This window comes from Pedobacter sp. ISL-64, assembly GCF_018613605.1.
Lineage (GTDB): Bacteria > Bacteroidota > Bacteroidia > Sphingobacteriales > Sphingobacteriaceae > Pedobacter.
Window position 1 is genome coordinate 1 of record NZ_JAGGPU010000007.1, and the last position, 22,927, is coordinate 22,927.

The 22,927-nt window shown below is 37.7% G+C and carries 19 protein-coding genes and 1 tRNA gene; 6 read left to right on the forward strand and 14 right to left on the reverse strand.

The window, feature by feature from the left end; translation table 11 throughout:
* Nucleotides 1–72: 72 nt before the first annotated feature.
* Nucleotides 73–150, reverse strand: a tRNA-Val gene (locus tag J7E57_RS11390).
* A 95-nt stretch (nt 151–245) separates the two neighbouring features.
* Nucleotides 246–971 carry a DNA repair protein RecO gene (gene recO, locus J7E57_RS11395; protein WP_215130504.1) on the reverse strand — a complete coding sequence of 242 codons (726 nt, stop codon included), beginning with the start codon at nt 969–971 and terminating at the stop codon, nt 246–248.
* Between the two features lie 121 nt (nt 972–1,092).
* On the opposite strand from recO, the gene J7E57_RS11400 reads away from it, so the two are divergent.
* A complete protein-coding gene (locus tag J7E57_RS11400) occupies nt 1,093–3,444 on the forward strand; it encodes an efflux RND transporter permease subunit (RefSeq protein ID WP_251029891.1) in 2,352 nt (783 codons plus the stop codon).
* A 76-nt stretch (nt 3,445–3,520) separates the two neighbouring features.
* Here the strand turns inward: J7E57_RS11400 and J7E57_RS11405 are convergent, their stop codons facing one another.
* From J7E57_RS11405 to J7E57_RS11440, 8 genes are all read right to left on the reverse strand, one after another.
* Complete coding sequence (locus J7E57_RS11405) at nt 3,521–5,377, reverse strand: STN and carboxypeptidase regulatory-like domain-containing protein (protein WP_215130506.1); 1,857 nt, start codon at nt 5,375–5,377, stop codon at nt 3,521–3,523.
* 6 nt (nt 5,378–5,383) lie between these two features.
* Nucleotides 5,384–6,334: a FecR domain-containing protein gene (locus J7E57_RS11410; protein WP_215130508.1), complete on the reverse strand. Its 951-nt coding sequence runs from the start codon at nt 6,332–6,334 to the stop codon at nt 5,384–5,386.
* A 4-nt stretch (nt 6,335–6,338) separates the two neighbouring features.
* Complete coding sequence (locus J7E57_RS11415; protein ID WP_317196543.1) at nt 6,339–6,941, reverse strand: RNA polymerase sigma-70 factor; 603 nt, start codon at nt 6,939–6,941, stop codon at nt 6,339–6,341.
* A gap of 161 nt (nt 6,942–7,102) precedes the next feature.
* The gene (locus J7E57_RS11420; protein WP_215130510.1) at nt 7,103–7,894 is read right to left on the reverse strand and encodes an SDR family NAD(P)-dependent oxidoreductase; all 792 of its coding nucleotides are present in this window, start codon (nt 7,892–7,894) and stop codon (nt 7,103–7,105) included.
* Nucleotides 7,895–7,998: 104 nt separating this feature from the next.
* Complete coding sequence (locus J7E57_RS11425; protein WP_215130512.1) at nt 7,999–9,018, reverse strand: SDR family NAD(P)-dependent oxidoreductase; 1,020 nt, start codon at nt 9,016–9,018, stop codon at nt 7,999–8,001.
* A 1-nt stretch (nt 9,019) separates the two neighbouring features.
* Complete coding sequence (locus tag J7E57_RS11430; RefSeq protein WP_215130514.1) at nt 9,020–9,685, reverse strand: DUF6134 family protein; 666 nt, start codon at nt 9,683–9,685, stop codon at nt 9,020–9,022.
* Between the two features lie 114 nt (nt 9,686–9,799).
* A complete protein-coding gene (locus J7E57_RS11435) occupies nt 9,800–10,072 on the reverse strand; it encodes a hypothetical protein (protein ID WP_051691668.1) in 273 nt (90 codons plus the stop codon).
* Nucleotides 10,069–10,257, reverse strand: coding sequence for a hypothetical protein (locus J7E57_RS11440; RefSeq protein WP_131031924.1), 189 nt, complete (start codon nt 10,255–10,257; stop codon nt 10,069–10,071). The genes J7E57_RS11435 and J7E57_RS11440 overlap by 4 nt, the downstream gene beginning before the upstream one ends.
* An 84-nt stretch (nt 10,258–10,341) precedes the next feature.
* Here J7E57_RS11440 and ileS point away from each other — a divergent pair, with 84 nt between their 5' ends.
* From ileS to J7E57_RS11465, 5 genes are all read left to right on the forward strand, one after another.
* Nucleotides 10,342–13,743 (forward strand): isoleucine--tRNA ligase, encoded by a 3,402-nt coding sequence (ileS, locus tag J7E57_RS11445; RefSeq protein WP_215130516.1) that lies wholly within the window; start codon nt 10,342–10,344, stop codon nt 13,741–13,743.
* Between the two features lie 30 nt (nt 13,744–13,773).
* Entirely contained in the window at nt 13,774–14,157 is a 384-nt protein-coding gene (locus J7E57_RS11450) for a TraR/DksA family transcriptional regulator (protein WP_025144123.1), read from the forward strand.
* Entirely contained in the window at nt 14,157–14,759 is a 603-nt protein-coding gene (locus J7E57_RS11455; RefSeq protein WP_215130517.1) for a lipoprotein signal peptidase, read from the forward strand. The genes J7E57_RS11450 and J7E57_RS11455 overlap by 1 nt, the downstream gene beginning before the upstream one ends.
* Nucleotides 14,760–15,187: 428 nt before the next feature.
* Entirely contained in the window at nt 15,188–15,706 is a 519-nt protein-coding gene (locus J7E57_RS11460; RefSeq protein WP_251029892.1) for a DUF4269 domain-containing protein, read from the forward strand.
* Between the two features lie 209 nt (nt 15,707–15,915).
* On the forward strand, nt 15,916–16,596 hold the full coding sequence (locus J7E57_RS11465; protein ID WP_215130519.1) for a DUF1080 domain-containing protein: 681 nt from the start codon (nt 15,916–15,918) through the stop codon (nt 16,594–16,596).
* A gap of 240 nt (nt 16,597–16,836) precedes the next feature.
* Here the strand turns inward: J7E57_RS11465 and J7E57_RS11470 are convergent, their stop codons facing one another.
* From J7E57_RS11470 to J7E57_RS11485, 4 genes are all read right to left on the reverse strand, one after another.
* Nucleotides 16,837–17,196, reverse strand: coding sequence for a DUF2809 domain-containing protein (locus J7E57_RS11470; protein WP_215130521.1), 360 nt, complete (start codon nt 17,194–17,196; stop codon nt 16,837–16,839).
* 99 nt (nt 17,197–17,295) lie between these two features.
* Nucleotides 17,296–18,522, reverse strand: a complete 1,227-nt coding sequence (gene odhB / locus J7E57_RS11475) for a 2-oxoglutarate dehydrogenase complex dihydrolipoyllysine-residue succinyltransferase (protein ID WP_215130523.1) — start codon at nt 18,520–18,522, stop codon at nt 17,296–17,298.
* Between the two features lie 103 nt (nt 18,523–18,625).
* Entirely contained in the window at nt 18,626–21,421 is a 2,796-nt protein-coding gene (locus J7E57_RS11480) for a 2-oxoglutarate dehydrogenase E1 component (RefSeq protein ID WP_215130525.1), read from the reverse strand.
* 187 nt (nt 21,422–21,608) lie between these two features.
* A complete protein-coding gene (locus J7E57_RS11485) occupies nt 21,609–22,883 on the reverse strand; it encodes a DASH family cryptochrome (RefSeq protein WP_215130527.1) in 1,275 nt (424 codons plus the stop codon).
* Nucleotides 22,884–22,927: the final 44 nt, after the last annotated feature.

The following is a 22,927-nucleotide window of genomic DNA, read 5'->3' on the forward strand; positions in this document are numbered from 1 at the left end:
AGCTGAGCTAATTTCCCTTTTTGGGTGTATTCAAAGTTTTATAAAAAAGCCTTCCAGTTGTACTGAAAGGCTTGGTGGGAAATGAGGGGTTCGAACCCCCGACCCCCTCGGTGTAAACGAGGTGCTCTGAACCAGCTGAGCTAATTTCCCTTTTATAATTTTGTCAAACTTATTGTCCCATCCTCCGTTTGGGAATGCAAATATAGCGCTATAAAACTGTTCTGCAAATCTTTTTTTCTTTTTTTTCAACTTAACAAAGTTTCGAGGATTTTATGCGATTGTACCACCCCGAACGACGCCGTATGTAAGGTATAGAAAACCAATATCTTATCTAACAGAAATCGTCGTAGTGTATTGCTCATTTTTATTTCAGAAATTTTTTCGAGTGGCGTATTAAAAAGCGAAATAAACCCGATAGCATCTTCTAATAGGAGATAATTGGAGTGGATTGGCAGTCTGGAAGTAAACTCACCCTCCTGCAGATCGAAATAAATCTGATCGTTTCTCCTTTTCTCATTAGGCGAGAAACCTAAAAAACGGGTAAGTTTTAGTAAAAATGATAAATGAAAATTGGGATTGATCTCTTCAATTTCATCAAACCAGGCGATCGAATTAAAAATGTAATCGAATAAACTCTCATCGGCTGATTGCTGCCTGATGCTTTTATACAGCACCTCATTTAAAAAAATAACGATACTGGTTTTAATCATATCGTAAGGGATGCTTTTAAAAACAGGCGTTTGCCGAACTTCAGATACCCTTTGAATATTGGTATTTGCTTTATGATAAACCACCATATCCAACAAATGGAGCGATTGCAGCATGTTCATCTTAATCTTCGCTTTTGGCTTTTTAACACCATTAATGAGGTAAGACTGCATACCGAATTTATCGGTAAGCACCTGCACTACCACACTGCTTTCACTGTAATTGGTGGTCTTTAAAACAATGCCCCTAACTTTGTGCAACATCCGGTTAAAACAATTTTTTCAAAAGTATGTTATTTGTGCAAATTTAATTGTGCAAAAAGTAATCACGTTTTACAAATAAGATTAGTTTTGCCGTTAATATTATTATTAAACTAAGCTGCACATGTGGGTTAAGCTATCGAGATTCATTCTTCAGAACCGTATCGCAATCATCGTATTTTTTTTATTAGGCACAATTTTCATGGCTTATCAGGCCAAAAATGTAAAACTCTCCTACACAGGAAGTAAAATCCTGCCCGTTACCGATAGTGCATTCGTAAAATACAATGCCTTTAAAAAGACCTTTGGCGAAGATGGAAGTGTAATGGTGGTGGGAATACAATCGCCTGATATTTTTAAAAAAGAAGTTTACAACCAATGGGTCCAGCTTTCTAACGACATTCAGAAATTAAAAGGTATTAAGCAGGTTTTATCATCAGGAAGGATTTTTCAACTGGAAAAAGATACTGTAAACCAAAAATTTGTTTTAAAGCCGCTTCCTGGCGGTTTGGTTAAAACTGATGCTGAAATGGATTCGATCAAAAATACCATTTATAGCAATCCTTTTTTCGAAGGACTGGTTTACAACCGTCAGAATGCCACCTTAATGGCCATTACTTTTGATACCAAAATCTTAAATACTGCTGAGCGTAACCCTATTTTAAAAGAAATCGAAGCAAAAGCCAAAGCTTTCCAGGCTGCGACAAAGATACAGGTGCATATTTCGGGCTTACCTTATATCCGTACCGCGGTAAGTAAATTGGTAAGTAACGAGTTCGTATTGTTTTTGGGCTTATCTATCTTGGTTTCTGCGCTAATCTTATTGTTTTTCTTCAAGAAATTTTATGCCGTATTCTTCCCTATTTTAGTGGTTGTGATGGGGGTTATCTGGAGTATTGGTACATTGGTACTATTTGGTTTCGAACTTACTATTTTAACAGGGCTGATTCCGCCGCTTATTGTAATTATTGGTATTCCAAACAGTATTTTATTGTTAAACAAATACCAGAATGAACTTAGAAAAGACGGCGATAAACAGCGTGCCTTAAGCGTAACCATAGAAAGAATTGCCATTACCACCCTAATTGCGAACATTACTGCGGCGATCGGTTTTGGTGTGTTATACTTTACCGGAAGTGAGCTATTGATGCAATTTGGTAGTGTAGCCTCTATAAACGTAATGATTACCTGGTTAATGTGTTTATGTCTAATCCCAATTATCTTCAGTTATTTGCCAGCGCCTAAACTTAAGGCACAAAACCATGTTGAAGAAGGATTTTTGCATAAATTATTAGTCAAAACCGATACACTGGTGCAGCACAAAAGTGGATTGATTTATATCGGAACGATTATCATCTCCATCATTGCCTTTATTGGGGTGATGAAAATAAATGTGAATGGATATGTGGTTGATGACCTGCCTAAAAGCTCAGAAATTTTAACGGATTTAAAGTTCTTTGAGAAAAATTTTGAAGGTATTTTACCATTGGAAGTAAGTGTAGATACCAAGAAAAAGAATGGCGTTTTCAATTTAACCAATCTGAAAAGAATGGAGAAACTGGAGAAGATGATTTCTTCCTATCCGGAGTTTTCGCGTTCCATTTCAGTAAATATGGGCTTAAAGTATGCCACCCAAGCATTTTACAATAACGATTCTACCTTTTTCCGCTTGCCAGATAATTTAGAAAAGAACTTTATCCTGGCCTACATCGCCAATGGTGGCAAAGGAAATGCAAGTTTGTTAACCAACTTTATCAGCAAGGGTAATCAAAGTACAAGGATCAGTTTTCAAATGGCTGATGTTGGCTCAAAACGTTTAGACGCCATTATGGCCGAATTAAAACCGCGGATCGACAGTATTTTGCCTCCATCTAAATTTGATGTAGAACTTACGGGATCGAGCATTATCTTTTCTAAAGGAACGGATTATATGTTAAAGCATTTGGTTGAAAGTATTGCGCTTGCCATTGTGTTAATTTCCATCCTAAGATTAGCACAGTTCAAAAGTTTGGGCATTATGTTTATTTCGCTATTGCCCAACATTGTTCCGCTAATTATTACCGCAGGGATTATGGGTTATTTTGGAATTTCCTTAAAACCTTCAACCATATTAATTTTTACCATAGCTTTTGGTTTAGCTTCCGATCAGACCATTTATTTCTTAACCCGTTACCAGCAGGAATTAAACCTGACCAATTTCAGCGTACCAAAAGTGATTACCGATACCATTACCGAAACAGGTGTAAGCATGACGCACATCGCCTTAATTTTATTTTTCGGCTTCGGAATTTTTACGGCATCCACTTTCGGAGGAACGGTAGTACTTGGCCTGCTTCTATCCATAACCTTATTGGTCGCTTTAATTTTCAATTTAACTTTACTACCAGCGCTGGTATTATGGTTAGATAAAAAGAAAGTAAGAAAACTGGTATCTGATGAAGAATCGGCGAAAAATATTGGTGAGTTTGACCATTAATTGAGTTTGGAGTTTTCAGTTAGCGGTTACAGAATAGATATCATTCATAGCCTTGGGTTTAAACCCAAGGCTATTTTTATAAAATCACCAAGCCCACATTCCAACCTAACCAACCTGTGTATTTCGAATTGTTAAAAGAGAAATCTTTATGTTTTTCCTGCAACAATCCAAACTCACCAATTTTGGTGTTTTGTTTGGTGTAATACACATTAACCGATGGACCACCTTGTACGGCTAACCATTTATTTAAACGGATGTTTATTGGCAGCTCAAATTTATTCAGCAGGTTGAGGTAATCCCAGCTCCCTTGGTAAACATACTGGCTACTTATTTCAGGATTTAGTGAAACGCTTTTAAAAAGACTAATTTCTTTGCCAAAACCTAAGCCGCCGGTATATATTTTTTCAGCTGATTTTTTGTTCGTGCCAAACATTAACATATTGTATAAACGTTTGCTCCCACCTTTATAAGCCACATTAAAATTGGTGCTTTCATTGGTGCTGAAACTAAATTTATGATAACCTTTTAAAGCAATATTGATCAACCCAATTGAATAACCATCATTTTCATTTGAAACATTTAATACCCCAACTTGGGCACCTTTTAGGTTTTTGGCATAATTAATTGCGCCAATTTGCAATCCACTAGCAGTTTGTCCGGTAAAATTGGTGAGCACCGCAAGATTTACGCCACTGCTTTCTTTGTTGATATTGGCAATCCCTCCCACCTGTATTCCACTTGTTCTACCAGCTACTATGTTACCACCAATTCCAATCTGAATACCCTTCGTCTCTTTATTAACCAGATTTAACGCACCTGTTTGCCAACCCTTTAAGGTTCCGCCTATGGTATTAAGACCTAAGGAAAGTTGCATGCCTTTCACATCTTGATTAACATGATTATAAATTCCACCTACTTGGAAACCCTCGAAACTCTTGCCTACGCGGTTATAAGCCAAGGCAATCTGGGCCGCCCGAACATCGCCTATCACATAATTAAACAGTCCAGCAATCTGCGCTCCACGAACATTTCCTCCAACCAGATTAAAGGCCCCAGCAAATTGAAAATACTGCACATTACTCTTGTTAATATTAAAAACAAAACCAATTTCTCCTCCATCTACTCCTGCGCTATAAGCACCAATAACATTAAGCGAAAATTTGTTAACCACCTGACCGCTCAATGAGCCATGGGAATTTAAACTAGGAATAAGCGAAAACTGAAACGGGGCTTTCGAGATAAAACCACCGATATTGATCGACTGGATTTTTTGTTGTGCGGTAACCAAAGTATTGCCCAGCCAGGTATTTTCTACATCGCCCAAATTTCCGCTGATAAACCTTTCGCTTGGATTTTCTTTTCTATTGGTAATGTTCACCTCAGCCAGAAAATGGGTAACGGTAGACTTATAATTTTCTTTACTTACCGTTAGTGATATAGGCTGTGTAATGTTTTTTAACCGCATCGAAAAATAACCGTTCCCATCCGATATTTCTGAAACCAACAGGTTTCGTTCGTAAATACTGGCATCCTGGATTGGTTTATTGGTCTGTTTATCTACCACCTGGCCCGTAATGGTATAAAGTTCGGGATCACCGACCGATTCGTTAACCAGCAAAACCAGTTCGAGCGGTGCATACCTGATAATCACAAAATTACCCGATTGGCGGTATTCGAACCTATGATTTAATATTTTATCAAGCGTTTCGGCAATATTTAAGTTGTTTTCGCGGATACTGATCAGACTATCTACGGGTAATATATTACTATTGTAAGAAAACCTGAATCCGCCTTTCTCCTCTATCATCGCCAGTACTGAACTTAGTTTTTGCTGCTCGATATTGAGTGAGATATTTCTGGATAAATTGGATTGTGCTTTTATTAAGGAACTAAAAAAGAGGAGAAAAACAACAGTTATTCTGAGCGTACGCATTGATTTTTATTTAAGTTTAATTATACCTTGCCCATACTCAACTTTTATTTTAAAAGTTTCGGCAATCACATTCAAGATTTCTTTAAGCGATTCATCTTTAAAAGTTGTGCTAATTGGAAGCGCCTTTAATGCAGGATTTACAATAACGATATTGGATTTAAATTTTTGATTAAGTACGGCAACTAATTCGCTAAGCGGTGTGCCATCACAAACCAATTCATTCGTATAATAGTAATTATACAACTTACCCTGGTTTTCTCCTTTAGAAAAATGCCGCTGATTTTGACTTACTTCTACTTTCTCTCCAGCAGTTAAACGCACACTGTCATTTCGGTTGTTCACCTTAACGATCCCGCTTTCTACAATTACCACAACAGCTGCCCCATCGCTTTTCACATTAAACGCGGTGCCCACAACAGTTACCTGAACATCATTAACACTAATGATAAATGGTTTCGACTTATCGGCGCTTACTTCAAAAAAAGCTTCGCCCTTTAGTTTAACATCGCGGGTTTTATTAAAAAACCCGCCCACGAAAGAAAGTTCAGATTGTTTATTCAAAATTGCAGTAGAACCATCAGGCAACATTTGCGTTAAAGTATTTCCGCCACTATTTACATTTATTTTATTGCCGATTAAATTGTTGTAGAAAAATAAGCCGACACTAAAAAATATAAATACCACAGCTGCCCATCGTAAAATAAATGTATAGTTGATCGTTTTTTTTTCGGTTTCTAAACGAGCATTTAACCGATCTAAAGCCTGATGCTCATCAATTTCGGGATCAATCTGCAGTTTGCTTTTCTCTAGTATCATCCTGAAATCTTCTAGCTGTTTCAGGTGATCAGGATTTGATGCTGCCCACGCTTCAACCTGCTCACTTTCGGGCACAGTAGCCTCTCCAAGCAAGTATTTTGCAAGCAAATCATCGTTAATAGGTGTATAGTTTTTATCCATAAGCTTATTTCAATAAAATAAAAATGAGGATCAGAAAATCTACTACCCTAAGCCGTAAAATCTTTAAGGCCTTGCCCATCTGGTTTTCTACCGTTTTGATAGAAATATTTAGTGCATCGGCAATTTCCTGATATTTCATCTGGTCGAACCGGCTCAACTGAAATACATTTCTGCATTTCTCGGGCAACTCATTTATCGCCGAATGGATATTCTTTTCCAGTTCTGTTGCCATGATCTCTGTATTTAAGTTTCCTGTATCGTTTTTCACAGCATTGGCATAATGAACGTTAAAATTCGATCTCACTTTTTGATGTTTCAAATAATTTAAACTCTCGTTGTGCACCGAACGATAAAGAAATGGTTTTAAAAATCCATCTGTTTTAAGTTGCTCTCTTTTTGTCCAGATGCGTACAAATACATTCTGAACAATTTCTTCGGCATCATCTTTTTCTTTAATTATCGTAAAAGCATAGGCATGCAGGCTTTTGAAATGCTTTAAAAACACTTCGTCGAAAGCCTGTTTATTACCGCTTTTAATTAATCCGATAAGATTGGTATCGTTACTTTCCAAGCCCGTTAATGATGTTTCTATTTTTATATTAACCACAGATGGACACTGATAAACACGGATGCGGGTTAGTCATTTACATAACTCACCGAAAGCGTCTTCGACTACGCTGAGACTGACCAACGTTTTGTTTAAGCCAACATCTTTTTAGACAAAACGCTATCTGTGTCCATCATTTTTATCTGTGGTTATGATTAACTCTATGTTGTTAAAATCGATTTCAATTTACGCCTAATTATAATTTCTTTTAAAAAGCCTGGTATAATTTTATCCAACACCACCAAAAAACGATTTGCAAAACCCGGTATAATTTCTTTTTTACCTTTCAACATACCATCCATTGCTGTTTTGGCAACATAATCGGCTTCTAAGATAGTGGCCTTGGCGAAACCTTTTAACTCATTATTCATCACCAACAACTCGGGTTTCGTATTAATACCGCCAGGACTAAGCAAACTGATGTGCACATTAGTACCGCTCAATTCAAGCTGCAAACAACGGGTAAAATAACCGATAAAAGATTTGGTTGCCCCATAAACCTGTTTTTTTGGAACGATAAAATGTCCGCCTAAACTGCCAACATTTAAAATATAGCTTGCTGTACTTTTATCGATATGGTTTAAAAATAACCGAGTAAGCAATACCGTATTGGTAATGTTGAGATCGATCTGTGTTCTATAAAAATCGACATTTTTATCTTCAAACCAACTCCAATTCCCTAAACCAGCATTATTGATCAAAACATTTACCTCGATCTTATTCGCCCTTAATTTTTCAAAAATTTCGCTTGCGGAGGTATTTTTGGTCAAATCTATTTCGATACAGAACACCCTACTGTTAAAGTTTACACGCAGGTAATTTGCTAAATGTTCCAGTCCACTATTGGGTAGCGAAACCAATACCAAACCTAAACCACGTTTGGCCGATTCGATAGCGAAAGATTTCCCCAAACCCTCGCTTGCACCTGTAATCAATACTGTTAATTGTTTCATGTATATGGATTGTTTTTTAGCCACAGATCTACACGGATGAACACAGATTTGGTTGCCTAGTCTCAAAAATCTTATCTACGTGCATCCTCTTTATCTCCTGAAAATCAGGACAGTTTGTGGTTAATATGTTTAAAATGATTAATGGTCTTGCCAAGACCTATTGCAAAAGGCGTTATCCTATAATTTAGTTCGGCAATGGCTTTATTGCTCGAATATTGCTGATTACATTTTAACCTATCGGCAAACGCTGGCAGAAAAAATGGGGTAAGGTTAAAAAGTTTCGATTTTAAAGCCTCCAGCAAACTGTAAGCTTTAATAATGCTTACCGGGATTTTATACAAACTTCTTTTTTTACCAGTGATCTGCCTTAGTGTGCAGAAAAAACTATTAAAAGAAATATCAACTCCACCCAAAATATAGCGCTCGCCATTCCTGCCATTCTGCATGGCTGCAATATGCCCATCTACCACATCATCTACAAAAGCATAGTTGGCAATTGCTTTTCCATCGCCTGGAATAAAATGCCATGTACCTTTTATATAACCTGTAACCATTTTACTCACCGTATTACTATCTGTTATTGGTCCATCGCCATATACTCTTGATGGGTTTACGATCACCACTTCCAACCCCTTTTTTACAAATTCTTTCACCTCTAATTCAGCAAGGTATTTTGTGCGTTCATAGCTGATCGGGAAGCCGACTGCCCTTGGGTCGTTTTCTGAAACCGGCAGATTTAATGTTGGTCCCCACACCCCGCAAGTTGAGGTATGCACAACTTTTTCTACACCCAATTTTAATGCACAGCTGAGCACATTTCTTGTTCCAATTACATTCACATCGTAAAAATCCTGCTCATTCCGGCACCACATTTTGGCCATGGCTGCCGTATGGTAAACCTGATAACAATCTTTCATTGCGTTTTCTAAACTTTCAGGATCCAAAACATCGCCTTTTACAAACTGGATATTTCGGTGCTGAATAAGAAAGGGATGCTTAACATTTCTGCAAAGTGCCACTACATCGTAGCCCATTTCTGCAAGAGTAAAGCTTAACTTCCGGCCGATAAAACCTGATGCACCCGTAACCAAAACCCTCAGGTATTTATTTGCAACTGTTTCCATATTAAACCCTTTCCATTCTAATGGTGTACAAAGAGTGATTTACAACTACCAGTTTACATATTCCGTTTTCGAAATGGTAGTCGTTATAATTCCCATCGGGAAGATTGATCCGATACTGATGTGCCCCGTTTTTCTGAATGGGAATAAAACACTGAAAGTTGTCAGAATAAATTTCGGGGATATTAACAGGCTCTTTGGCATACAGTAGCATCATATTATAACTGATGAGCTGATTTATTGTACTGGTTTTATCGCCCGTTTTAAGTTGGTAAACATTATTTACCCAACTTGTTTTCTTAGCCTCTTTTGCATTGCCATTTACGACCCGATTTACATTTGAGCTAAGGAGTTTGCCATTTTTAAAATGTGCTACATCCTCTGTTTCCACATCAATTTTAAAAACGAAACGGGTTTGTACCTTCGAAGTTATTTTGAGATAAACATTATCGCCATCGTCTTTCTGCTGGAAATACATCTGGCCGATTACTTCGCCATTACGCTTGATGTTGAATTTACTTTGTTGCGCAAAAGCCGATGAAAATGAACAGATAAGAAAGACCAGCGAAGCAGCGCTTTTTGGATTGATTGGTTTTTTGGAAGAAAATGTTTTATAGGTTTTTGGAGCAAAATATTTCTTGCAGAGCCAAATAATTAATGCAGGAATCATAGTTATCTCTATTTGTTATTTAGAGCTAATACAACTCACAAGAAATTTACCCCTACGTGGATTTTATTTTTTTCATGGCCTTGGGTTTAAACCCAAAGGCTATGAGGGTAAGGTTTATTCAGCTGCAGGCTTTTTATCCTCCTCATCTACCGGAACTTCGACCGTTGGATCGGTAATGATTTCGGCATTGCCATCGTTATCCTTCTTGGCAAATAAAATGGGATACAACAGCCACAGCGCACCAATAATAACAAGCACCCCGGCCAGCATCTGTAAATAGATACTTCCTTTTACCTCATTTGCATCTAAAATTTTATAGGCGATAAAAGAAAGTACGCCAGCTATGAGGATGAAAACGGCTTTTTGCAATTTTAAGAGCTTAATCATGGGTTCTTTCTTTTTAGTGTTACAATATGGATTAAAACAAAAATAAGCCCGATTAGTTCGAGCAAGCCGCAGAAATAAAAAGCATAAAGTACAAAATCCCGGTCTGAAGGATTTATTACCGCAACAATTGGCAAGGCAATTACGGCAACGATCATCAATGTAAGCCCGATATTAAATAATTTCACATTAAAAGTATTTACATCAAAACTACCAAAATTCAGTCAATTCTGTTAACTTTGCAACCTTTAATTTTTTGAGGTACTTGATTGATGTATAGCGAATTTAAACAATTGGAACTTGCCAAAATAGGGCAAGAAATACTGGATTTTTGGAAAAAGGAAAATATCTTTGAAAAAAGTATTTCTTCCCGTCCTAAATCTAATCCGTTTACTTTTTACGAAGGTCCACCGTCTGCCAATGGCATGCCGGGGATTCACCACGTAATGGCGCGTGCAATTAAGGATATTTTTTGCCGTTATAAAACAATTAAGGGTTATCAGGTTAAAAGAAAAGCTGGCTGGGATACACATGGTCTACCTGTTGAGCTTGGAACTGAAAAGGAATTAGGGATTACTAAAGAGGATATTGGTAAAACTATTTCTATTGAAGATTATAACGAAGCCTGTAAAAAAACAGTAATGCGTTACACTGATGTGTGGAACGACTTGACCGAAAAAATGGGCTATTGGGTAGATATGGATGATCCATACATTACCTACAAGTCGAAATACATGGAATCGGTGTGGTGGCTTTTGAAGCAGATTTACGATAAAGGATTAATCTATAAAGGTTATACTATCCAACCTTATTCTCCAAAAGCCGGAACAGGATTGAGTTCGCATGAGGTAAATCAGCCCGGAGCTTACCGAGATGTTACAGACACAACGATTGTTGCTCAATTTAAGGCGATAGCAAATACGTTACCTCCGTTTTTACAAGCATTTGGAGATATTTACCTGATGGCCTGGACTACTACTCCATGGACTTTACCATCAAACACGGCTTTAACGGTTGGACCAAAAATCGACTATGTTTTAATCAAAACATTTAACCAATACACATTCTTGCCAACAAATGTAATTTTGGCAAAAAATCTGGTGGGCAAGCAGTTTAGTAAAATTTTCTTTGAAAGCAATGAAGTTGAAGATTTTACAAATTTTAAAGCTGGTGATAAAAAAATCCCTTATCAAATACTTGCCGAATGCAAAGGAAGTGAGCTGGTTGGCATTAGATATGAACAACTTTTAACTTACGCATTGCCATACCAAAATCCCGAAAATGCGTTTAGAGTAATTTCTGGAGATTTCGTAACTACTGAAGATGGTACCGGTATTGTTCATACTGCCCCTACTTTTGGCGCGGATGATGCTAAAGTAGCTAAAGAAGCCATTCCGGAAGTACCACCAATGTTGGTATTAGACGAGAATGATACCCCCGTTCCATTAGTAGATTTACAGGGTAAATTCACTAAACATGTTGGTCCTTTTGCAGGCAAATATGTAAAGAACGAATATTACAATGCTGGCGAAGCACCTGAAAAATCGGTTGATGTAGAAATTGCTATTTTATTAAAAGAAGAAAATAAAGCTTTTAAAGTAGAAAAATATGTTCACAGTTATCCACACAGCTGGAGAACTGATGAGCCACTTTTATATTATCCTTTAGATTCATGGTTTATTAAAGTTACAGATGTTAAAGACAGAATGTTCGACCTTAATGAAACCATTAACTGGAAACCAAAATCAACTGGCGAGGGTCGTTTTGGAAACTGGCTAAAAAATGCTAACGATTGGAATTTATCACGTTCTAGATATTGGGGAATTCCTTTGCCAATCTGGAGAACTGAAGATAAAAAAGAAGAAGTGTTAATTGGTTCTGTTGAGGAACTTTACAATGCCATTGAAAAATCTATAACAGCTGGTTTACAAAAAGAAAATCCTTTTAAAGGATTCGAAATCGGAAACATGTCTGAAGAGAACTATGATTTGATCGACTTACATAAAAATGTGGTCGACAAAATTATTTTGGTGTCTCCATCAGGCAAACCAATGAGCCGCGAAAGTGATTTAATTGATGTTTGGTTCGACTCTGGTGCTATGCCTTACGCGCAGTGGCATTACCCTTTTGAAAACAAAGAAACAATTGATGGAAATGAAGATTTCCCTGCAGATTTTATTGCCGAAGGTGTAGACCAAACCCGCGGCTGGTTTTATACCCTGCATGCGATCTCGACATTAGTTTTTGATAAAGTAGCGTACAAAAATGTAGTTTCGAACGGACTTGTACTAGACAAAAATGGACAAAAAATGTCTAAACGTTTGGGCAATGCTGCTGATCCATTCCAAACCATTAACGAATATGGTGCTGATGCAACGCGTTGGTACATGATTTCGAATGCAAATCCTTGGGATAACCTAAAATTTGACATTGATGGAATTGCTGAAGTGCGCCGTAAATTCTTCGGGACACTTTACAATACTTATGCTTTCTTTGCCTTATATGCCAATATCGATAAATTCGAGATCGACAAAAATAACTTAAGCAAAGTTGAAGACAGAACGGAATTAGACCGTTGGATCTTATCGTTATTGCAAACCTTAATCAACGAAGTTGATGAAAGTTACAACACTTACGAGCCAACGAAAGCAACCCGTGCTATTCAGGCATTTGTTGATGAGCATTTGAGTAACTGGTACATTAGGTTAAGCCGCCGCCGTTTCTGGAAAGGTGAAATGACTGATGATAAACGTGCGGCTTACGAAACGCTTTACACTTGTTTAGAAACTTTAGCACAGTTAATGAGCCCTGTAGCACCTTTCTTTGCCGATTGGTTGTATAGAAACTTAACCATTAACGATCCAAAAGCAGAACAATCTGTTCACTTAACTTTGTGGAACGAGGCTGACCAAGGTTTAATTGATACTGATTTAAATGAGCGTATGGTTTATGCTCAGGATATTTCCTCGATGGTTTTATCATTACGTAAAAAATCGGGCATTAATGTGCGTCAACCACTTGAGAAAATCTTAATCCCTTCTTTAAATGGCGATTTTGAACAAAAGATTTCTAAAGTTGCCGATTATATCCTTTCTGAAACCAATGTGAAACATATCGAGTTCATTACCGATACGCATGGTATCGTTAAGAAAAAGCTGAAACCAAACTTCAAATCTTTGGGTAAAAAAGTTGGAAAAGATATGAGCCTGGTTAAAGAGGCTTTAGAAAATTCCAATCAAGATGATATCCAACGTTTAGAAAATGATGGCTTCATCATCGTAGTTGGTAATAATGGTGAAGAATTTACCATCAATTTAAATGATGACGTTGAGGTTTTTGCGGAAGATATTCCGGGATGGCAGGTAACCAACCTGGGCAGTTTAACTGTTGCTCTGGATGTTACCATCTCAGAAGAGCTGAAACAAGAAGGTATTTCTCGCGAACTGGTTAACCGTATCCAAAACTTGCGAAAAGAATTAAACTTTGAAGTAACAGATAGGATTAAAGTTTCGTTACAAAATGATAACTTGGTGGCCGGCGCAGTTGCCAAAAACAAGGATTACATTTGCGCGGAAATATTGGCCGATGAATTAGAATTAACAGATACCGTAAATAATGCAAACAAAATCGTTATCGACGATGTTGAGTTAAGCATTTCAGTAACTAAAATATAAATCCATATATTAGAAAATTAGAAAAAGAACATGGAAAACAGCAACAAAACACGCTACTCAGACAGTGAATTACAAGAATTTAAAGAATTAATTCAAGATAAATTACGCATGGCGAAAGAGGAACTTAACTCTTTAACCACTTCTTTGAGTAATCCAAACGCAAACGGAACAGAAGATACTTCAGGTGCGTACAAAACATTAGAAGACGGTTCTGCAACAATGGAAAAAGAGCAGATCAATCAATTGGCTGCACGTCAGAAAAAATTTATCGACAACCTGGAGAATGCTTTGGTGCGCATCGAGAACAAAACTTATGGTATTTGCCGCGAAACCGGAAAATTAATCCAAAAAGAACGTTTACGCGCTGTTCCTCATGCAACTTTAAGCATGGAAGCTAAATTAAAGCAGAGTTAATGAAAGGATATACAAAACCTTTAATTGTTATCTTTTTAGTTTTACTGGCCGATCAGCTGGTGAAAACATGGGTTAAAACGCACATGTACCTTGGTCAGGAGTTCCATATTATTGGCAAATGGTGTATTATCCATTTTACAGAAAATAATGGGATGGCTTTTGGAATGGAATTTGGCGGCGAGTTTGGCAAATTAGCTTTATCACTTTTCCGCATTGCGGCGGTTGCAGGGATTGGTTATGGCTTACATTATTTAATTAAGCATAAATATCATCGTGGTCTGATCCTGAATGTTGCGCTGATTTTTTCAGGTGCTTTAGGAAACATCATCGATTCTGTATTTTACGGAAAAATTTATGGTTATGAAGGCTGGTTCCATGGCCGTGTGGTAGATATGTTCTACTTCCCGATTGCCGAAGGCCACTTCCCTACCTGGGTACCGATTTGGGGAGGCGAAGAGTTTGTTTTCTTCAGACCTGTTTTTAACCTTGCTGACGCAGCTATTTCAGTCGGTGTGATACTGATCCTCATCTTCCAGAAAAACTACTTTAAAGAAGATGTAAAAGACGATGTGAGCATCAACAGTGAGATTGTAGAGGATTAATTTTGCGTCCCGTCCTGCTGAACTTGATTCAGATCTATCTAGGAAGACCCTGATCCCAATATATCGGGACAGGTGACGAAAATACAAAACAGCCCATTTCTTAACTGAGATGGGCTGTTGTTTTTAGAATCGTCATTGCGAGGAGGCTTTTCCAGCCGACGAAGCAATCCTTATTGCAAAATCCAAGTACGAAAGATTGCTTCGTCGTTTCTCCTCGCAATGACGATAATAATAGTGCTTGGAAAGCATGTACAGAAGTAGATATTTAAGTTCGTTCCCGCTATCCTTTCTGCCAATCGATCTTGTGCTTTGCTTCAGTTTCTTCATAAAAAAAGAGGGCAGAATTAACGCATTGGCATTTATACTATCAGGTTTAGTAACTTTGGGCACTTCAAGAAACAAAGGTTAAAACTTATAGCCAATAATAAATGATCAACTTCCTCGATATATCTTATTTACAGTTAGGCAATGAAAGGCAAAAGAAGGCTTATCAGGTGCTAACTGATAATGAAATTATAGAAAAGCTTGCTCCTTACCATCCAATACTTGTGGGCACCATTCCGATCAATATCGATATCGAAAACAGCGATTTGGATATTATCTGCGAAGTTTCTGATAAAAATGAATTTATCGACAAATTAAATGAACTGTTTGGGTCTGAAAAAGATTTCACCATTCATGAAAGCCCCAAATTCGACGCGATTAAAGCGAATCTTATCATCGATGGTTTCGAAATAGAAATATTCGGACAAAACACTCCTACCACACAACAAAACGCTTATCGGCATATGCTCATTGAACAAAAATTACTCTTAGCCAAGGGCGAAAAATTTAGGCAGGACATCATTGATCTCAAAAACCAAGGTTATAAAACGGAGCCAGCATTTGCTAAACTATTGGGGCTTGAGGGAAATCCATACGAAGAATTATTGAAATTGGAGTCTTAGCGTCCCGTTAAAACCAATTCAGGAGGTACCGTCATTCCCAACTTGATTGGGAATCGTAATGCCTTGGTAGGGCTTGTAGATTGCATTAAGATTCCCGCCTGCGCGAGAATGACGGCCGATTATACAAATACCTTATTCTCATCTCGGATTCGTATTTCATCATATCGTACTTAAAATATTATATTTGGTATACAAAAACCAAGTATATCATGAAACTTTACTACGCCTTTTTATTATTAGTTATTATTAGCAGCTCAGCATTTGCTCAAAAAAGCCTTTTTAACGGAAAAAATCTAAACGGTTGGCATGTAGATGTACCTGCAATGGATAAAAAGCCTGACACTATTAATCCATTTATTGTACGCAATGGTATGTTGGTAAGTCTGGGTACACCAGGGGGGCACTTGATTACCGATAAAATTTATAAAAATTACCAGTTAACAGTACAATATCGCTTTGCTGGCAAACCAGGTAATTGTGGTGTTTTAGTTCATGCATCAACACCAAGGGCACTGTATGGTATGTTTCCAAAATCGCTGGAAGTGCAGATGCAACATAAAGATGCTGGCGATTTCTGGTGCATCGAAGAAGATATTACAGTGCCAGATATGGTTACCAGACGTGGGCCTCAAGAAAACTGGGGTGTAAATGGAAATAAACTCCGCCGGATTAAAAATTTAACAGATGGTAGTGAGAAACCGCTTGGCGAATGGAATACCATGGTTATTCAATGTTGGAATAACGAAGTTAAAGTTTGGGTAAATGATACATTGGTAAACTATGGCACCAACTGTACAGTAAATAGCGGCCAGATTGCACTACAAGCCGAAGGCAGTGAAGTAGAATTTAAACAATTGGATTTAAAACCAATTAAAGTGCTGTCTAAATAGCTTTATCTCTATTAATTTTTACTACTTAGTCTAACGTAATCGTCATTTCGAGCAGAGTGCATCGAAGTTGAGAAATCTGTCTAAATAGATCTCTCTATTCCACTACGTTCCAATCGAGATGACGATACTTGTATATAAATCTCAATCATTAGCTGTGATTTATTAACGTAACTATCAAAGAAAATCGCAAAGCTAAAGAAACAATGGATCCAGATTACAAATGCCGACCAGCGCGTTAACTCAATCCTTAAAACACAAACAGATCAGATAGCCTACAAAATAAGCGAGCAGATCATAAATACTAAAGGAAGTACCTAGCATAGTGCTCATCAGTTTATTGTTTTCCCAACCAAACCAGGTAACATAATTCACTTTTTGGAGAAACTCAATAATAAAAGAAAAAATTAAAACGCCTAAAGCTAACTTCCTGTTATTGGTTTTAAGAAAAATCCTAAAGAATGCGTAAATCAAGATAACAACCAATACATCGCCACCAAACGGGCGAATAAATACATCATGAAGGTATTTGCCAATTAAGATTTCAATGATGAGAATCGCAAGAAAAATGAAGAGGAATTTTGAGTTGAACGTTAATTTCATTTTTTTGAATATAAAAAAAGAAGTCAAGTTTTTAAAAACTTGACTTCTTTTTCTTTACTTTCTATAAAGACCTTAAGTCCCCTTTAGGGGATTTAGGGGTTAGATACCTAATAATAATCTGGCTGGATCTTCTAATAATTGTTTCACACGAACCAGGAAACCAACCGACTCACGTCCATCGATAATTCTGTGATCGTAAGATAAAGCAACGTACATCATCGGACGGATTACCACTTCCCCTTTTTCAGCTACCGGACGCTCAACAATGTTGTGCATACCTAAAATAGCCGATTGTGGCGCATTGATAATCGGAGTCGACATCATCGAACCAAATACACCACCGTTAGTGATGGTGAATGTTCCACCAGTCATTTCTTCTAATGTTAATTTGCTATCACGTGCTTTTAAAGCCAATTCTAACACCGATTTTTCAATCTGAGCTAAAGTCATGCTTTCTGCATTACGGATTACCGGAACCACTAAACCTTTTGGTGCAGAAACTGCAATCGAAATATCAGCAAAATCATTGTAAACCAATTCTTCGCCTTCAATACGACCATTAACCGCAGGGAAATCTTTTAATGCCTCGGTAACTGCTTTGGTAAAAAAGCTCATGAAGCCTAAACCAACACCAAATTTTTCTTTAAACTGATCTTTATATTTTCCGCGTAAATCCATAATCGGCTTCATGTTAACTTCGTTAAAAGTAGTCAACATTGCGGTTTCATTTTTAACAGCAACTAAACGTTTTGCAACCGTTCTACGTAGTGGAGACATTTTCTCACGACGTTCGCCACGGCTACCTGCAGGAGCAGCAGCTGCAACAGGAGCACTAGATTTAGGTGCCTCTGGTTTTTTACCCGCCTCAGCCTTAACAGCATCATCTTTAGTAATCCGACCATCAACACCAGTACCTTTTACCGCACCAGCATCAATTCCTTTTTCTGCAAGAATTTTACCAGCAGCAGGAGAAGGAGTTCCTGTAGCATAGCTTTCGCCTGATTTTTCAGCAACTGGAGCAGAAGTTTTTTCTTCAGCAACAACAGCCTTTTCTTCAGCTTTTGGTGCATCAGCTTTTGCTGGGGCTGCACCACCATCTTCAATTTTACAAACTACTGCACCGATGGCTAAAGTATCGCCTTCGGCTGCTATGGTTTTTAAAGTTCCAGCTTGTTCTGCGGTTAATTCGAATGTCGCTTTATCCGATTCTAATTCGGCAATAACTTCATCCATTTCAACAACATCGCCATCGTTTTTTATCCAACGTGATAAAACAACTTCGGTTATCGACTCACCAACAGGTGGAACTTTTATCTCTAAACTCATTTTTGTAATGTTATATTTTTTATTGTTAAATATTGTAAAGTTAAAGGTTGTAATGTTTTGGATGCTAAACCCTCAACCTTCTACCTAATTACCCTCTACCTTACTAATCTATCTGAACTAATTTTTTTGTTGCTTTTTTAGCAATATCCTTTACATCTTCCGTTACCGCAATCTCTAAAGCTTTTGCTAAAATATAAGCCTGTTGATTAGCATGTTGTTTTGCAAAACCTGTTGCAGTACTGCTGCTTTCTCTTCGCGAAATTACATCAATGCCTTTTAATGCTGTTTTGTACAACCTGCGGAACAAATATGGCCATGCGCCCATGTTCTCTGGTTCTTCTTGTACCCAGAAAACTTCTTTAGCATTTTTATATTTCTTCTGGATGGCTTCCATCTGATCAACAGGAGTTGGATACAGCTGCTCTACGCGAACCAAGGCTACATGTTTCAATTTATCAGCCTGTTGTTTCTCCAATAACTCATAGTAAATTTTACCGCTACAGAAAACAATACGTGTTACATCTGCAACTTTAACATTTACATCGTCAATTACTTCTTTAAAACCACCTTCGGTAAATTCTTCTAATTTAGAAACACAAGCAGGATGGCGCAATAAACTTTTAGGTGTAAATACCACCAAAGGTTTACGGAAATCGCGTTTAAACTGACGGCGTAAAACGTGGAAGAAGTTCGCCGGAGTAGTACAGTTTGTTACCTGCATGTTATAGTCGGCGCAAAGCTCCATAAAACGCTCAATACGTGCTGATGAGTGCTCTGGTCCCTGACCTTCGTAACCGTGAGGCAATAACATTACCAAACCATTTTCGCGCTGCCATTTTGTTTCGGCACTTGCAATATACTGATCGACAACAATTTGCGCTCCGTTAAAGAAATCGCCAAATTGTGCTTCCCAGATGGTTAAAGCATTCGGGTTTGCCATGGCATAACCATACTCGAAACCTAAAACGCCATATTCTGATAAGTGTGAGTTGTAAATATCGAAAGCCGCTTGTTGATCTGAAATATTTGCCAATGGTACATATTCTTCCTCACTATCTTCAAGCGTTAATACCGCGTGACGGTGAGAGAATGTTCCCCTCTCTACATCCTGACCGCTTAAACGAACACGTTTACCTTCTGATAACAAAGTACCATAAGCTAACTGCTCGCCCATTGCCCAGTCGAAAACATTGGTTTCGTTAACCATTTTGCCACGTTCAGCAAATAGTTTTTCGATTTTTTTGAAGAACTTTTTATTAGATGGCAAAGCTGTAATACGCTTACCAATTTCTAATAAAGTAGACTTTTTAACCGCAGTAACAGGAGAAGATTCGAAATCTTTAGGTGTAGCCATACGCAAATCTGCCCATGCACCACCAAATTTAACTTCGGCATTACCTGCAACAAATTCTTTAGCTTCGTTTAAGCGTTCCTGCAAAATACCACGGAAATCCTTTTCCATTTCTTTTGCCAAACCGGCTTCCAACTTACCCTCTTTGGTTAACTGATCGATATAGATTTCCCTTGGATTAGGGTGTTTTTCGATTGTTTTGTATAATAATGGCTGGGTGAATTTAGGCTCATCAGACTCATTGTGACCGAAACGACGGTAGCAAAGAATATCGATAAAAACATCGTTTTTATATTTCTGACGATACTCCATTGCCAGGTTAATTGCATAAACCAAAGCCTCAGGATCATCACCATTTACGTGGAAAACCGGAGATAAAGTTACTTTAGCAATATCGGTACAATAAGTACTGGTACGTGCATCTTTATAATTAGTGGTAAAACCAATCTGGTTATTAATTACCAGGTGAATAGTTCCACCGGTTTTATAACCTTCAAGGCCTGCCATCTGAATTACTTCGTAAACAATACCTTGTCCGGCAACTGATGCATCACCATGAATCAAAATTGGCGCTAAACGACTGTTATCGCCACCATATTTGAAATCGATTTTTGAGCGGCTCATGCCTTCTACCACACCATCAACAGTTTCTAAATGCGATGGGTTAGGACATAAACTTAAGTGAACACTTTTACCCGAAACGGTAGTTACATCTGTAGAATAACCTAAGTGGTATTTTACGTCGCCACCAAATGGCGTATCTGGGTTGTAGCTTTTACCTTCAAACTCAGCAAAAATATCTTTATATGTTTTTTGCATGATATTGGCCAACACGTTTAAACGACCGCGGTGTGCCATACCAATTACAAATTCTTCAATACCTAATTCAGCACCTTTTTCGATTACTGAATCTAAAGCTGGGATTAAAGCTTCTGCTCCTTCTAACGAGAAACGTTTTTGGCCCAAAAATTTGGTACCTAAGAAATTTTCGAAACTTACCGCTTCGTTTAATTTCCGGAGAATGCGCTTTTTCTCATCGATTGAGAAATTAGGGGTATTACGTGCACTTTCCATTTTTTGCTGAATCCAGTTCAACACTTCAGGTGTACGCAAAAACTTATATTCTGCACCGATTGAGTGTGCGTATGTTTGTTTTAAAAAGGCTACAATGTCTTTCAATTTTGCAGCACCGATACCAATCTCAACACCAGAGTTAAAAACGGTTTCTAAATCTGCATCCGATAATCCAAAATTTGCAAGATCTAATGTTGGCAAATGTTTACGTCTTTCGCGTACCGGATTGGTGTGCGTAAACAAATGACCACGGCTACGATAGCCATCAATCAAGTTTAAAACATTAACCTCTTTTAAAAATTGTTCAGGAGTTTCTATGGTTGCTGCTGGGGCTTCCGATCCTCTTCCAAAATCGAAACCTTCGAAAAATTTCTGCCAACCGAACTCAACAGACTCAGGATCTTGTTGATAAGATTGATATAAAGACTCTATATATTCGGCGTTTGCGCCATTAAGATAAGATAATTTATCCATTATTAACTGTTTACTATAAGCATTACAAAATTAGAATTTTACCTTATATAAATGGCAAAAATCTCGATTAAAATGAGAATTATTGAATGAGAAAATTATTGAATGAGAGAATAACAAAAATACCACTTGTATTACTCGATAAAATTTCAATTCCATCATTCAATACTCCATCATTCAGTCATTACAACTATGATGCCCAAGTTAAAGAGTAACTGCCTTTTGGGTCGAGGTTTTTGATATTTTTATCAAGATCGAAAACACTTTTTGATTTCTGATCGTTACCTACACCTGCCACATTGGCCCAGTTCCCCCAATTACTTGCTGGATTATAATCAATCAGCTTTTCTTCAAAATATGCTGCGCCAAAAATCCAGCTTACTTCTAAATTATTGATCAGGTATAAGGCAGCGGTTTGTCTGGCGATATTCGAAATGAAGCCGGTCTGATTTAACTCTGTCATCACCGCATCTACCACAGCAAAACCTGTTTGCGCATTCTTCCATTTACTAAAATTATCCTGCTCATTCACAACATCAATCAGTCCCTGGCTGCCAAATCCATCCGGACTAAAAAAAGTATTGCCATATTTTTTGAACATGAAACGGAAATAATCTCTCCAAAGCAGGCCTAATAAAATATGATTGAACATGGCCTTTGTATTGGGCACACCTTCAATCTTTTTAATTTCCCAGTATACTTTCCGTGGCGACAAACTGCCCATGGCCAGCCATGCCGATAGTTTCGAAGCCAGAATTAAATTCTTGGTTGTTGCAGCCTGCTGCATAGCCACAATCACTTTTTGAAGATGGGCTAAACCTTCGGCCTCGCCACCAACAAATTCAAAATCAGCACGCTGATCTTTTTTTTGCGGCAAAAGATTAAAGTCTTTTAACGAAGACAATGTCCCCCAGTCAATCACTTCGGCTACGTTAATCCGATCGGGTGCCGAAAAACAGGGCTTGATAATCGAATCGCGTTCAATTTTCTTTTTAAACTGGTTAAAGGCGTCGGGAATATCCTTAATGGGAAAAGGGAGGTCCTCCTTATTATATAAGGTATGGCCGATAAAATGTTTCAGGTTGATGCGTAATTTCCAAAGTGCATTTTCTACCAAAGTTGAAACATGCGTCTCTTCGCGTGCCACTTCACGGTGATGGTAAACTTCGGTAATCTCATATTCCTGAACGAGTTGAGGAATAATATCTTCAGGGTTGCCTTCGGCTATAAGCAAGTTACCGCCAATCTGTTTTAAAGAATTGCGTAATCCTAAAACACTTTCTAAAATAAATTGTGCTCTAATATTACCTGTTTTTAACGTACCGTATTTTGTTTCGCCAAAAGAACGGCGATCAAGAATGTAAACAGGCAAAATTGAATCAGATTTAGCAATCGCCTCGACCAGCATTTCATTGTCATGCAAGCGAAGATCATTTCTAAACCAGACTAAAATTTTTTTGGACATCTTTTATCGAAAAGGGTGTAAGAACGCGTTTACAAATTTATCTT